The organism is Chryseobacterium culicis, assembly GCF_900108365.1.
GTDB lineage: Bacteria > Bacteroidota > Bacteroidia > Flavobacteriales > Weeksellaceae > Chryseobacterium > Chryseobacterium culicis.
Window position 1 is genome coordinate 594,746 of the sequence record NZ_FNWQ01000003.1, and the last position, 14,547, is coordinate 609,292.

12 protein-coding genes are annotated in these 14,547 nt (G+C 36.2%); 9 read left to right on the forward strand and 3 right to left on the reverse strand.

Annotated elements, in window-relative coordinates:
• The first annotated feature begins 6 nt into the window (after nucleotides 1–6).
• Nucleotides 7–828, forward strand: coding sequence for a class I SAM-dependent methyltransferase (locus tag BLW74_RS14420; RefSeq protein ID WP_089693318.1), 822 nt, complete (start codon nucleotides 7–9; stop codon nucleotides 826–828).
• A gap of 1,395 nt (nucleotides 829–2,223) precedes the next feature.
• Here the strand turns inward: BLW74_RS14420 and BLW74_RS14425 are convergent.
• Complete coding sequence (locus BLW74_RS14425; RefSeq protein ID WP_089693320.1) at nucleotides 2,224–3,414, reverse strand: phosphoglycerate kinase; 1,191 nt, start codon at nucleotides 3,412–3,414, stop codon at nucleotides 2,224–2,226.
• A 643-nt stretch (nucleotides 3,415–4,057) separates the two neighbouring features.
• Between BLW74_RS14425 and rpiB the strand changes: the two genes are divergently transcribed.
• The 8 genes from rpiB to tsaB all read left to right on the forward strand — a co-directional run bounded on the left by rpiB (nucleotide 4,058) and on the right by tsaB (nucleotide 11,218).
• Nucleotides 4,058–4,492, forward strand: coding sequence for a ribose 5-phosphate isomerase B (gene rpiB, locus BLW74_RS14430; protein WP_089693322.1), 435 nt, complete (start codon nucleotides 4,058–4,060; stop codon nucleotides 4,490–4,492).
• A 336-nt stretch (nucleotides 4,493–4,828) separates the two neighbouring features.
• Nucleotides 4,829–6,982, forward strand: coding sequence for a ribonuclease R (rnr, locus tag BLW74_RS14435; RefSeq protein WP_089693324.1), 2,154 nt, complete (start codon nucleotides 4,829–4,831; stop codon nucleotides 6,980–6,982).
• Between the two features lie 227 nt (nucleotides 6,983–7,209).
• Complete coding sequence (locus BLW74_RS14440) at nucleotides 7,210–7,896, forward strand: LysE family translocator (RefSeq protein WP_089693326.1); 687 nt, start codon at nucleotides 7,210–7,212, stop codon at nucleotides 7,894–7,896.
• Nucleotides 7,893–8,822, forward strand: a complete 930-nt coding sequence (locus BLW74_RS14445) for a S66 peptidase family protein (RefSeq protein ID WP_089693328.1) — start codon at nucleotides 7,893–7,895, stop codon at nucleotides 8,820–8,822. Before BLW74_RS14440 ends, BLW74_RS14445 begins: the two co-directional genes overlap by 4 nt.
• Before the next feature lie 2 nt (nucleotides 8,823–8,824).
• Nucleotides 8,825–9,337, forward strand: a complete 513-nt coding sequence (locus tag BLW74_RS14450) for a hypothetical protein (protein ID WP_089693330.1) — start codon at nucleotides 8,825–8,827, stop codon at nucleotides 9,335–9,337.
• Nucleotides 9,324–9,695 carry a YraN family protein gene (locus BLW74_RS14455; RefSeq protein WP_089693332.1) on the forward strand — a complete coding sequence of 124 codons (372 nt, stop codon included), beginning with the start codon at nucleotides 9,324–9,326 and terminating at the stop codon, nucleotides 9,693–9,695. The genes BLW74_RS14450 and BLW74_RS14455 overlap by 14 nt, the downstream gene beginning before the upstream one ends.
• Before the next feature lie 12 nt (nucleotides 9,696–9,707).
• Nucleotides 9,708–10,457 (forward strand): SDR family NAD(P)-dependent oxidoreductase, encoded by a 750-nt coding sequence (locus tag BLW74_RS14460; RefSeq protein ID WP_089693335.1) that lies wholly within the window; start codon nucleotides 9,708–9,710, stop codon nucleotides 10,455–10,457.
• An 80-nt stretch (nucleotides 10,458–10,537) separates the two neighbouring features.
• Nucleotides 10,538–11,218 carry a tRNA (adenosine(37)-N6)-threonylcarbamoyltransferase complex dimerization subunit type 1 TsaB gene (gene tsaB / locus BLW74_RS14465; RefSeq protein WP_089693337.1) on the forward strand — a complete coding sequence of 227 codons (681 nt, stop codon included), beginning with the start codon at nucleotides 10,538–10,540 and terminating at the stop codon, nucleotides 11,216–11,218.
• A 17-nt stretch (nucleotides 11,219–11,235) separates the two neighbouring features.
• Here the strand turns inward: tsaB and porW are convergent, their stop codons facing one another.
• Together porW and BLW74_RS14475 are read right to left on the reverse strand one after the other, a co-directional pair.
• Complete coding sequence (gene porW / locus BLW74_RS14470) at nucleotides 11,236–13,827, reverse strand: type IX secretion system periplasmic lipoprotein PorW/SprE (RefSeq protein ID WP_089693339.1); 2,592 nt, start codon at nucleotides 13,825–13,827, stop codon at nucleotides 11,236–11,238.
• Between the two features lie 150 nt (nucleotides 13,828–13,977).
• On the reverse strand, nucleotides 13,978–14,541 hold the full coding sequence (locus BLW74_RS14475) for a Maf family protein (RefSeq protein WP_089693601.1): 564 nt from the start codon (nucleotides 14,539–14,541) through the stop codon (nucleotides 13,978–13,980).
• Nucleotides 14,542–14,547: the final 6 nt, after the last annotated feature.

Consider the following 14,547-nt stretch of genomic DNA (forward strand, 5'->3'; position numbering starts at 1 on the left):
AGTTCAATGCAAATAAAAGATCATTTTCTATCGCAGGAAATATTTGAAATTAAAGAGACAGATACAAAAGGGGTCTTCAAGACCACCCCTATCCCATCCAATATTTCCAAATACTATGAAAGTGAAGATTACATTTCTCATCACCAGGATTCCGGAAGCCTCAAAGAAAAGTTATATAAATTCCTACAGTCTTTCAATGTGCAGTACAAAAAAAACATACTGATCGACCGAATAAAAAAAGGATCTAAAGTACTAGACTATGGATGTGGTGCCGGAGAGTTTATAAAATACATACAAAATGATTTTGAAACTTTCGGCTTTGAACCCGATGCTGATGCAAGAAAAGCAGCACAAAACAAAACAAACAAGGCTACTATTTTAGATGATATTAATACAATCGAGGAAGAAAGTCTAGATGCTATTACTCTCTGGCATGTATTTGAGCACATCGAGAATCAGGATGAAATGCTAAATACTTTTCACGGGAAATTAAAAGAGAAAGGGATTCTTGTTATTGCAGTTCCCAACCCTACTTCCTATGATGCCAGACATTATAAAGAATACTGGGCAGCCTATGACGTACCACGACATATCTATCATTTCTCTAAAAAAGGTATGGAAAATTTAATTTCCAAAAATCCCAACTGGAAAATGAGAAAAATAAAACCGTTGGTATTAGATTCCTACTACATCTCCATGTTAAGCGAAAAATATAAAAAATCACCCCTATTTTGGGCAAAAGCTGTGATTTACGGAACGATTTCGAACGTAAAGGCTTTATTTTCGAACGAATTTTCAAGTTTGATATATATTATCGAAAAAAGATAGAAACTCGATTTTTAAGCCATTTCTGAAGGTCGATTTTCGCGCTTATCGGTACAAAATTTAAAAAACTCAGGATTTTTATCCTGAGTTTTCTTTTTTCTACAAACTCATATTTACTTGTGACTATCTCCCGCAAAAAAAAACACAAAAAATGTAAACTATTTCTGAACAGAAATCTCCCCTACTCCATTTAGCAATTGAAATATAAAATCAATACTCCGGAAATTGCCAACACAAGAATATTGAATTTTTAATTAGAGAAGTTTCACTAGATGATTATTATCTTGACAAAATGGAAAAAAAATAATATAAAAAACTAAATTCTCACAAAAACAGGTGAAAATCCTATCCAAAACGAAACAACATACCGATACTACAAAAAATAAAGAAAACTAATTTTTGACCGATTTATGAAGGCCGATTTTTCATATCTTCTCTAAAAATAAAGTAAGAATGGAAAAACTATACCTTCTCAAAAAAAAGTATGATCAGCAGATCATCTGATAAGGCAACAGGAAAAGGTAAATGCTCCCCTACCCTATCGTCTAAATAAAAGAATCATTACCATACGTAAAAATTCATAACTCAACAATATGATAGAAATGGATTTAAAAATTATTTGCCCTTAACAGCTTACCCAGAAATCTCCAAATAGAAAATAATTACAGTATCCGAACAGATTGTAGTTTGAGTAGAACTCAAAAAAAAGAAAATTGAAGTGAAAAAACCATAAGTCCCTCATTGTATGCAACTTATAACAAATTAAATAGAAAATAAATATTCAAAAAAAATAGTTTAATTGCTGATATACAATAATATACAATGCATTCACCAATATATGAAATAAATTTACAATAAAAAATTGATTTTTACCACTGAAAAGAAACTCAACATTAAATTATCTTTTGAAAAAAAGTATCCTAAAAACTGGAGAATAGTAAAAAGTGAAAATATACAGCATCTAATTAAATCCATCCTATGACATATTAAATAGAAATTGATCAGCTAATGAAATAAATTACATCCTAAAAAAATTATTTTAAATTCCGTTTAATTAACCAATGACCAATAACTAAAAAATCACGCTAAAAAGGACTATCTGACCATACATAAAAATGTAAATTTTGTCCCTAAAAAAACATAAATGATCGTATCAGTTTACAACAGAAAATGAAATTAAAATCTCAGAGATCTCAACGATAAATCAAATGACTGTTATACGAAATCTGATAAAAATGATACCTGTTTGACTGAGAATAAAAATCAATACAACATAACTAAAAGTTATATCTAAAACCTTACCAAATCTTCGGCCAGTAAAGGCTTTTCATGATTTTCAAAAGAGAAAAAAAGCCTGCTAATTATATTAGCAGGCTGTAAAATATTAACTATTTTCTCTTAATTGTTGATAGCAGCTACACCAGGTAACTCAAGTCCTTCAAGACTCTCAAGCATTGCTCCGCCTCCTGTAGAAACGTAGCTTACCTGATCAGCATAGCCAAATTGCTTAACGAAAGCTACACTGTCTCCTCCCCCTACTAATGAGAATGCTCCTAATCTTGTGGCCTCCGCAATGCTTTCACCCAATGCAATAGTTCCACCGGCAAAGTTCGACATCTCAAAAACACCAATCGGTCCATTCCAAAGAATAGTTCTGGAATTTAACAGTACATCATTAAACTGATCTCTGGATTTGTTACCTGCATCAAGTCCCATCCATCCTTCAGGAATTGCGTAGATATCTACTTCCTTTCTCTCTACATCATTACTAAAGCTTTCAGCAATGATCGTATCAGAAGGCAAATAAACTTTTACTTTATGTTCTTTTGCCTTTCCTAAAATCTCAAGCGCTAACGGAAGCTTATCTTCTTCCACCAAAGAAGTTCCGATTTTTCCTCCAAGAGCTTTAATGAAGGTAAACGCCATCCCGCCTCCAATAATCAAATTATCAATTGCAGGAAGAATATTTTCTATAATGGTAATTTTAGTTGAAACTTTAGATCCTCCCAGAATCGCTGTAACAGGTTTTTCACCACTCTTTAATACTTTATCAATAGCCTGAAGCTCTTTAGCCATCAGTAAACCGAAATATTTAGTTGAAGGAAAATATTGAGCAATTACCGCTGTTGAAGCATGAGCTCTGTGCGCTGTACCGAATGCATCGTTTACATACGCATCTCCCAGCTTAGACAGTTTCTCAGCAAAAGCTGCATCTCCTTTTTCCTCTTCATTGTGAAAACGTACATTTTCCAATAATAAAATTTCCCCTGGCTTTAAATCTGCAGCTGCCTGCTCTGCTTTTTCACCAATACACTCATCCACAAACTTTACTTCTTTTCCTAAAACTGAAGAAACTTCGCCCACTATATGCTTAAGAGAAAATTCATCCTTCACTTCACCTTTAGGTCTTCCTAGGTGCGTAATTAGGATGACAGAACCACCATCATTAAGGATCTTTTCTACTGTAGGTTTCACCGCAACAATTCTTGTATTGTCTGTCACCTTCAGCTGATCGTCCTGAGGAACATTGAAGTCCACCCTTACCAGAGCTTTCTTATCTTTAAAATTGAAATCATTGATTGTTTTCATAAATAGATCTATTTTTTTCCAAGTCTCAAGAAATCCCCTTTACCAGATCACCGTAAGCTTTTCCGGAAATCCCGCGGGGAAAATTTCATGCAACTCATTGAATTTTCGTTTCACAAATGTAAGGTTTTAAACTTTTTCAACACTTTGATTAAAACAAAAGTTTTCAAAAACTTTCCCCGAACCCAGTCACCCACTAATCAACAATTTTTTCTCTTATAAAAAAAAGAATAGTGTAGTTGTTGTTGAGTATTGTGAGTTTCGGGGATAAGTTTTAGGCTAAAAATTGATAACATTCAACTTGTATTCAATTCATATTTAACTCACAATATAAACCATTGTAAACCCGCTGTTTCACGAACTTATTAACAAATGTTGATAACTTTGAACTACGGCCGTTATTAGTTATTTTATTATGGAAAAATCTGGGGATAGATGAAGAAAACATCTGGAAAGTTGTGGTAAAACTTTGAGGAAAGAATTTCTATTACGAAATAAATTGATCTTTAAAAATAGAAAGTTGATAAAAGTTTTCCACAGTTATTCACATAGCTTTTCACAATTAACTCAGGGTTTACTAACACGAATTGTTATTATTCTTACCTTTGTAATGAAATAGAATCTAATAAAGCTTAATAAGAGTATTATGAAAAGAAAAATTGCTATTGCAGCGGACCATGCAGGCTATGAATATAAGGAGATTGTTAAGAACTACCTTTCAGAACGTTTTGAAGTACAGGATTTTGGAACGTTTTCCACAAACAGTGTGGATTATCCGGACTTTGTACACCCTGCCGCAACCTCTGTTGAAAATGGAGAAAATGAGCTCGGTATTCTGCTTTGCGGAAGCGGAAACGGCGTTCAGATCACTGCGAACAAACATCAGAAAATAAGATGTGCATTATGCTGGATGCCGGAGATTGCAACACTGGCAAGACAGCATAATGATGCCAATATGATTTCAATACCGGCAAGATTTATATCAAAAGAACTGGCGATTGAAATTGTAGATCAGTTTCTGTCAACAGACTTCGAAGGTGGAAGACACCAGAACAGAGTTGATAAAATTGCAGTTTGCTAATCATAAATAAGGCTTGTAAATCATATTACAAGCCTTATTTATTTTTTATTCGTACATTTGCAGTGTTCAATAGAAAATATACTCTATTATTCTCCAAAGCCTTTCTTATAGTAGAAACATATTTAATAGAAGGTTTTTCTCTTTTCTTCTCCAGAATTGTATTAAATTTATACAAAACTAAAGCTCCCGTTCTAAGTAAACTGAAAGATAATTTCTGATGATGCACGGAAAGAATCTAATGATGAAATTGAATAACCTCACGTAAAGAAACGAATCGGGAAATTTAGAAAAGGTTGTATTTAAACCTGGACAAAATAATTAAAAAAGAAATTTAAAATGCCAAAAAAAAGAAAATATATAAGTCATAAAAATGATTTAAAACTGATGGAGATCGGAAGACTGATCCTCCGTTTTATGAATGCCAATTCATCCAAAATTTATAATTATAAGCAAATTGCTGACGGAATAGATTATAAAAATCCAAGACAAAGAGAACTTGTCATCCAGGCACTGCATAAACTTCAGGGATCCGAAAAGATCAAAGAAGTGGAAAAAGGAAAATATATCGTGAACCTGAAAATTGCAGGAACGCTTACCGGAATAATAGATTTCAACCAAAGCGGAAATGCTTACGTAAATGTGGAAGGACTGGAAGATGATGTATTCGTTCACTCCAAAAATGTGAAGGATGCGTTACAGGGAGATAAGGTTCTTATTATAACTTATCATTATAAAGGAAAGAAACTTGAAGGTTCTGTTCTGGAAGTTCTGGAGAGAAACAGAACAGAGTTTGTTGGGACTTTTCAGAAGGTTGCCCACAAAGATTTTGGGTTTGTAGTGTGTGATAAAAAATCAATCAATACAGACATCTTTATTCCAAAAGGGAAATTCAGTACAGCAGAAGATGGTGATAAGGTGATTGTAAAAATGACAGAATGGAGACCTGGAGATAAAAATCCCGAAGGTGAAATCATTCAGGTGCTGGGTGCACCGGGCGAGCACGAAACAGAAATTCACTCTATTCTTGCAGAATATGGTCTTCCGTACGAATTTCCACCTGAAGTAGAAGCAGATGCAGATAAAATTGACAGAAGTATTACTGCTGATGAAGTGACAAAACGCTGGGATATGCGTGACATCTGTACGTTTACGATTGACCCAAAAGATGCGAAGGACTTTGATGATGCATTATCAATAAGAAAACTGGAAAACGGAAACTGGGAAATCGGTGTTCATATTGCTGACGTATCTCATTACGTAGTTCCGGGAACAATACTGGATGATGAAGCTTACAAAAGGGCTACTTCTGTGTATCTTGTTGACAGGGTTGTACCGATGCTGCCGGAAGTTTTGAGTAACGATGTCTGTTCACTTCGCCCCCATGAAGATAAATATACTTTTTCTGCCGTTTTCGAACTGAATGATAATGCTGAAATTCAGAAACAATGGTTTGGAAGAACGGTTATTCATTCGGACAGAAGATTTACTTATGAAGAAGCTCAGGAACGTATCGAAAGCGGACAGGGAGATCTGGCAGAAGAAATTAATACACTTGATAAGTTAGCTAAAATTTTACGTCATGAACGTATCAGAAGAGGTGCTATTACTTTCGACAGAAGCGAAGTAAGGTTTAATCTTGATGAAAACAATGAGCCGGTGGGTGTTTATTTTAAAATAAGCAAAGATTCCAACCACCTGATTGAAGAATTTATGCTTTTGGCGAATAAAAAAGTATCAGAATTTGTATCTCTTTCAAGAAAAGGAGAGATTACCAACAATACATTTATTTACAGGGTTCACGATGATCCGGATCCGGCAAAATTAGAATCATTAAGAGATTTTGTAGCCACTTTCGGATATAAAATGAATCTTGCCAATACCAAAAAGGTAGCAGAATCTCTGAACAAACTTCTTCATGACGTTAAAGGAAAAGGGGAAGAAAATATGATTGAAACCCTTGCGATGAGAAGTATGAGCAAAGCCGTATATTCTACGGAACCTATTGGCCACTATGGTCTTGGTTTTGAATATTACAGCCACTTTACCTCTCCTATCCGCCGTTACCCGGATTTACTGGCACACCGTCTTCTTCAGCACTATCTGGATGGAGGGAAATCCCCAAACAGAGGTGAGCTTGAAGACAAAGCAAAACACTGCAGTGCCATGGAAAGACTGGCAGCAGATGCGGAAAGAGACTCTATCAAATTCATGCAGGTAAAATTCATGGAAAAACATCTGGGAGAAATTTTCAAAGGAGTGATTTCCGGAGTTGCGGAATTTGGTTTCTGGGTAGAAATTCCTGAAAACGGAGCTGAAGGCCTGATTAAGCTGAGAGATCTTGTAGATGATTCTTACATGTACGATGCAAAAACGCATGCCGTATACGGAGTAAGACACGGAAACAAATACCAGCTGGGTGACGAAGTTCAGATCAAAGTGGTAAAAGCCAATCTGATCCAGAAGCAGCTTGATTTCCAGATTGTGAAGTAAACAGAATAAATTTATGAAAATGCTGATTGTTATTAAACAATCAGCATTTTGTTTTTTGTATTAAAAAACTTTTGAATACACGCTCCCCTCCCATTTCATTAAAAATTTCACATTAAACTCTCCTTAAAATCCACTTGATCTATCACAACTTTATTGAATAATTAAATCATAAAGTATAACTTTGTATAAAACGGAATGAATTTTTATTCATTTTTAAACCCCACTTAATGCTAGAACTTGTACTATCTGCCATCATATTAGGATTTATGCTGAGCCTGGTTTTTATAGGACCAATTTTTTTCCTTCTCATTGAAACCAGCTTTTCCAGAGGCCCGAAGCATGCCCTTTCATTAGATCTTGGAGTGATTACTGCAGATTTATTATGCATTGTGGCTGCCTATTATGCCAGTACAGATATTGTAAGTTTAATAGATAAACATCCAGGGTTTTACAGAATCACCTCTATCCTAATTTTTATTTATGGAATTGTGATGCTGGTTACTAAAACAAAGATGCATTTGCCTGGCGAAGAAAGAATTATTGGCCAGAATTATATCAAAACATTTTTCAATGGCTTTTTCTTTAACCTTTTGAATGTAGGAGTGATTCTTTTCTGGCTGGTAACGGTAATTTCCGTAAGGAATCAATATCCGGACACCAGCAGTTTTATTTTATATATAGGCATAGTACTGGCCACTTACCTTTCCATAGATCTGGCCAAGATATTTCTTGCCAAGCAGTTTCATGATAAATTAACACAAAAACTGGCCAACCAGATCAGAAAAGTTGTTGGCTGCATTCTTATTATATTCAGTTTCTTTATTTTCCTGCAAAGTTTCAAAAAATTCAATCAGTTTGAAAAACAGCTTGAAGAAGCAGAGAAAAAAGAAGTAAAATATCAAAAAACAAAATGAAAAAAATGATCTTTCCTAAGTCTCTTAAAAAAGGAGACAAAATAGCTGTTATTTCCCCTGCCGGAGCGGTAGACGCCTCTCAACTGGAAAAGGGAATAGAAATGATTAAAAGTAGAGGTTTTGAACCCATTCCCGGGGAACATCTTTACACCAAATTTTCAAACGGATACAATTATGCCGGAACAGAAAAGGAAAGAGCAAAAGATATCAACTGGGCTTTAAATGATACAGAGATCAGAGCGGTATGGGCTTCCAGAGGAGGTTACGGATGCCAGCATCTCATTCAGCACCTGAAGTTGAAAAGCTTTACAGAAAACCCGAAATGGTACATTGGTTACTCCGACAATACCGTAATCCAAAGCTATCTGTTGAAAAAAGGTTTTGTTTCCATCCACGGACAGACCATTAAAACATCCAGTTTTGGAGTTACAGATGAAAGCTATGATCTTATTTTTGACATCCTGAAAGGTAAAAAGCCAAAATACAGCCTGGAATCTCATCAATTTAATAAAGTGGGGAATATTGAAGGAGAATTGGTTGGAGGTAATTTAGCCCTTATTTACGCCCTTTTAGGAACTAAATATTCTTTCGACTTTAAAGATAAGATCTTATTTATTGAAGATATCGGAGAAAACTTCTATGCACTGGACCGTATGATCATGAGTCTGGAGCTGGCTGGAGTTTTTAGTAAAATCAAAGGATTGATTGTTGGCGGCATGACCAATATGGGAGATGAAAAAGAAAATAAAAGCTATGAAGAAAGCTTTGATGAATTTGCCTACAAGCTGATTTCTGATAGAGTTTCAAAGTATAAATTCCCTGTAGTATTTGCATTCCCGAATGGTCATATTAAAGACAACAGACCTCTTTTAATTGGTGCAAATATTAAAATGAATATAGGTACTAAAGTAAAGATTGAGTTTTAAAAATGGATCGTATAATTCTTAAGTATTTCTATTCTCCTGGCTTCTATGGAGAATTTATATCTAAGGATTTATTAATTTCCAGAACGTTTGAAATCCAGCTTAAGTTTTTTTGGTATTTTGATCTTGGTTATTTTCCTGATAATGATGAGGAGAGACGCCAACAGAGGCGATTTACAACAATAAAAGATAAGTTACCGGAAGATCTGCAAAGAATACTTGAAAAGGTACTGCAATCCGATATAAAGTCAATTTTACCTGTAAGGATAGGAACAGACAAGGTTGAATATGCCACTTCTGTACATCCTCCAACAGAATATTATAAATTGGAAATTCAGAATCAGGAAAAGCACTTTGATATCCCCTATCGGTTTTCTGACATTTTAATCGAAGGAAAAGATGTAGAATTATTTTTTGATTTTCATGTTAAATTGAAATCATGGATTGATAAAGAATTTGAAATAGCGTCAGAAGGAAAAGCAGTTAAACTTAATAAAGAAAACAATGGCTCACCATAACGATTTTGGAAAAATAGCAGAAGATATGGCCGCTGATTATCTTAAGAAAAACGGCTATAAAATTCTGGTCAGAAACTTTCGTTTTCAGAAAGCAGAGATAGATATTATTGCTGAAAAAGATAACCTGATTATCATTGTAGAAGTGAAAGCCAGGTCTACCGATGCATTTATGCTGCCACAGGAAGCTGTCACCAAAACAAAAATAAAATCAATTGTTTCTGCAGCCAATCATTATCTCGAAGAATTCAATAAAGATAACGAAGTCAGGTTTGATATTATCTCCGTTCTTCCCGATGAAAATAAGCACTTAATTATTGACCATATCAAAGATGCTTTTCAAGCCTTTGATGCCAATTAATAAATCAATTTTATGAAAACAATATTAATCACCGGAGCCACTTCCGGAATAGGAAAAGCCACTGCAGAGCTTCTTGCAAAACAAGGAAACAGAATCATCATCTGTGGAAGAAGAAATGAAGTGCTGGAATCTGTGAAAGCTGAGCTTTCCCAATTTACCGAAATATTTAGTTTAAAGTTTGATGTAAGAAACCTGGAAGAAGTGGAAGAAGCCATTAATTCGCTTCCTGAAAACTGGAAAGACGTTGATGTTCTGATCAATAATGCAGGGAATGCCCACGGGTTAGACCCTCTTTCAGCGGGTAAAACGGATGACTGGGATTCTATGATTGACGGAAATGTAAAGGGACTGCTCTATGTTTCCAAAATGATCATCCCGGATATGAAAACTAAAAATTTAGGTCATATTGTAAATATCAGTTCAGTTGCAGCAAGGCAGACCTATGCCAATGGAGTAGTGTACTGTGCAACGAAGAAAGCAGTAGACGTTATATCCGAAGGTATGAGACTGGAACTTACTGAATTTGGTATTAAAGTAACCAATATTCAGCCGGGAGCAGTAGAGACAGATTTCTCTTTGGTAAGGTTCAAAGGAGACAGTGGGAAAGCTTCAACGGTATATGCAGGTTATGAACCGCTGAAAGCCGAAGATATTGCCGATGCCATCGCGTATTGCGTCAATGCACCCAAACACGTTACTATTTCAGATATGACCATCTATCCGAGCGCTCAGGCAGAGCCACGAACGATTTATAGAAAATAGTCCAAAATAATGGATTAAATTTGCAGAAAATTAAAAGCAATCTTGCCTGGCAAATGTTGCAGTTAGCTTAAAACAAAAAAATGAAAATTCTATATCTGGAAACCTCTTCCAAGAATTGCTCAGTAGCTGTATCAGACGATGAAAAATTACTGTGCGTATGCGAAGAAGTTTCTGAAAACTATAAGCAGTCTGAAAGTCTTCATACCTATGTGGAATGGGCATTGGAAGGAGCAGGACTTTCACTTAAAGATATCGAAGCTGTCTGCCTGGGTAAAGGACCGGGGTCCTACACAGGCTTAAGAATAGGAGCAGCTTCTGCAAAAGGATTTTGTTACGGTCTGAAAATTCCTTTGATAGCAGTAAATTCCCTTGAAAGCATGATAGAGCCTTTTTTAGGCCATAACTATGATTTTGTAGTACCGTTGATAGATGCAAGGAGAATGGAGGTTTATACAGCCGTTTATGACGGCCATACTGGAAAAGAGCTGTCACCGACCGAAGCTAAAATTCTGGACGAAACTTCTTTTGAAGAATTCAGAGGTAAAAGAGTAGTGTTCGTAGGGGATGGAGCTCAGAAAGCAAAAGAGATCCTGGATCTGCCTGATGCCGTTTTTGATGAAAATGTTTATCCGTCTTCCCAATATCTTATCAGAAAAGCTCTGGAGAAAATAGAAAATAAGGAGTTTGAAGATATGGCTTATTTTGAGCCTTTCTATCTCAAAGATTTCCATGGCGTAAAGAAAAAGAAAAGCGAAGAGTAAATCTTCGCTTTTTTATTTTATTGAATGCCTGGCGGCTTGCCAGACGGCGGTCTGTTATCACTGGATTTTTTGTCCTTTTGCATTGGTTGGGAAGGATTTGCCTTGGACGGTGGAGCAGCACCCATATTCTGAGGCTGCAGATCTGCATTTTCCAGCTTCTGAACTTTTCCTTCGTTCATTTGCGGAATACCGGTTCCGTTAGGGGAATTAGGCTGAGAAGGTCTGTTGCCGGTCTGCTGCGGTATTGTATTTCCTTTACTGTCTGTTGCCTGAAAGCTCAGATCGCTTTTCAGATAATTCAGCATTTCTTTCGCTCTTATCCCTTCCGGAGTTTTTGCATAATTCAGGGCAATTTGCTCAAGCTGCAGAATCATCACTTCTTTTCCACTGGATTTTCCTGCATTAAATGCATTGAGAAGATACAGTTTAGGTACCAGCGCATCTTTAGGAAACTTCTGAATAGTCTGGTCTATAATATCTTTACTTTCTGCAAATTTTTCAGACTCGAATAAAGCGTAGGCTCTTTTATATTCATTTTCAACTTCTTCTGTTGATTTTACGAAAGACTGGTTTTTTGGATTTCTGGCAAATTCAGCATACGAAGTGTATGGATAGTCCGTCAGCAAAATTTGTTTTGCTCTTTCGCTCGCCTGTGGATTTTTCTCATAATTCATGGCAAAGATCTCATACAGAGCCTGAAGCATTACTTTTTCTTCCGGCTTCACCTCTATAAGATCATACAGTGTTTTGGTAGCCAGGGGAGTGTTGGTAAAGTAATTCTGATACATAATTCCCAATCCTAAAGAAGCTGTATCTCTGTCTTTTTTTAACTGAGATAATTTACCCTGATCCGTAGGAATCTGCTCAATGTAGTAAGCTGGTTCAAAACGTCTCGGATTAGGCGCAGAAGTTACTCCCAGCGCTTCATTTTTCATATCTTCAATAGATGCCATTTTCTTAGAATAACGCCAGTTATCAGAAAGCGCACGGTCTCCCCATACCTGTTTAAACGTGGAGGTTCCTTTGCTCACTGTTCCGGTATTGCTGAAGTAAAATGACTTTGTTGTTACTCCAAAGTCCTCGAAAGCACTTGAAGAACCATTGGCAAAAATAGAGTTGGCGCTGTAATCCCCGGTATCGAATCCTTTGCTTCTTTCAGCACGTCTTCTTTCCTGTTCCTCTTTCTCTTCTTTAATCTTTAATTTCGCGATATATTTTGTAAAATAATCTGTTTTCTGCGTGTTATCCATCCTGGCCAGAGAAAGAATACTGTCGTTCTTTTTGATCAGATAGTAATTTTTGGAAATCTTTTTGATGTATTCAGACTGGTCTTTTAATAAGATTTTGGAAGGCTCATAGGTCATTACGGCAAGCGCAGAATCATAATAGCTTCCTGCACCGATATAATCATTCTTTTCCAGATAGCTTTTTCCTATTTCATAATAGGCCAGTCCACGGATTTGAGGGTCAGAAACCTTTTCAAACAGAGATTTTCTGAAAAATTGCTGTGCTTCATCTTTTTTTCCGGCTTTGTTGGCCATTAAGCCTAAAGCATAGTAAAATTCATTTTTTCTGGATCCATAAGTTCCTTTCTTACTGATGCCTTCCAGATAATTTTTTGCTCCTGCATAATCGCCTTTACCATTAAATGTTTTGGCAATGGCAATTTGGGATTTAACTTCAAATTCAAAATCATTGGCGTATTTATAGGCAGCTGTGTAACTCTCTCTCGCTTTGTCGTTCTGCCCCAGATTTTCGAGAACCTGGCCTCTCAGATAGGCAATTCTGCTCTTCAGCTTTCTGTTGCCGTTCAGTTCGAAAGCATCATCAAGCTCTTTGGCTGCCTCTTCTTTTTTACCGGCATCAAGTAAAGATTCAGCATAATAAATACTGAGCAGTTTTTGATAGCTTTTATTGATGTCATCTCCTTTAAGCTTGGCAAAAGTTTCATGAGCTCTGTGATAATCTTTGATTTTATCATAAGCAAGCCCCTGATAAATTCTGGCCAAAGGAATTCTTTTGTCATCCTTCATGTGGGTGAAAACATAGTTGAGAGCATCCAGCGCTTCAAGAGATTTGCCACGGTAAATTCTTGCCTGGGCAAGGATCATGTAAGCATCAAAAATCGTCTTGTTTTTTTCTTCTCCATTTCTGGTTACGGAATATTTATTGATCGCTTTTAAAGCTTTTGCTTCTGCAATTTCAAGCGTTGTGGCTCCTTTGCCCTGTTCACCATCGGGTCTCCCGGTTCCTGAAGTTCCTCCATCCGGAGCTCCCGGAGGTCCTGAAGCACCTCTTCCGGAAGGTCTGTTAACTACTTCAGCCATTTTCATAGAATTTTCGGCAAAAGCCTCAGACTGCCCGAGGTCACTTCCCAAAGGCTGATCTTCATAGGTCAGGATAGGAATATAAGGGGCATAAAAATTGTCTTTATGTCCCTTATCTCTCGTCGTAAACTCACTGTTCAATGCATCTTTTGCATTAAAAAGAGTGTTGTAGTATGTGGAAAATCCTTTCAATAGTTTTGACCGCTGCTCCGGCTTTTTTGTTTTGGTAGCACAGGAAGCAACAAGACAGATGACTAAAAGGAATAATATATTCTTTTTCATTATTCAATATAACTCGCTAATCTGCTATTTATTATCAGCAGTTTGCTGATTTTGTAAAAATAATAAAATTTTATAATGAAAAATATTTATATTTCTTTCGGAAATATTTTATTTCCACTTTAAACAGACTCTCTAAAATTCAATAATTGATTACGACAGCGAGATTTCTTTCAATATTTTGTAAACCAGATGGGTCGGAAGTCCCATAATAGTATAAAAGCTCCCTTTCATATTGGTGATTTTTGCCATTCCCAACCATTCCTGAATACCATAGCTTCCTGCTTTATCAAAGGGCTTATAGTGTTGAATGTAATAGTTTATTTCCTCACCAGAAAGTTGATCCAGAGTAACATCTGCCACATCGGTTTCAGTAAAAACTTTATCGGCAGTCTTAATTGTAATTCCCGTATACACCTGATGAGTTCTACCAGAAAGGCTACTCAGCATATTCAATGCATCAGCTTCATCCTTAGGTTTTCCCAGGATCTGATCGTCCACAGCCACTACGGTATCTGCCGTCAAGAGAACTTCATCAGCCTCAAGGTTTCTGAAAGCAGAAGCTTTCAGATCTGAAAGATACGCTGCCACATCTTCTATTTTAATATGCTCCGGAATAATTTCCTCACAGTCTATTTTTACCACTTCAAATTCGAAGCCAAGGCTGGTTAGGAGCTCTTTTCTTCTTGGCGATTGGGATGCTAAAAGTAATTTCATAGCGTT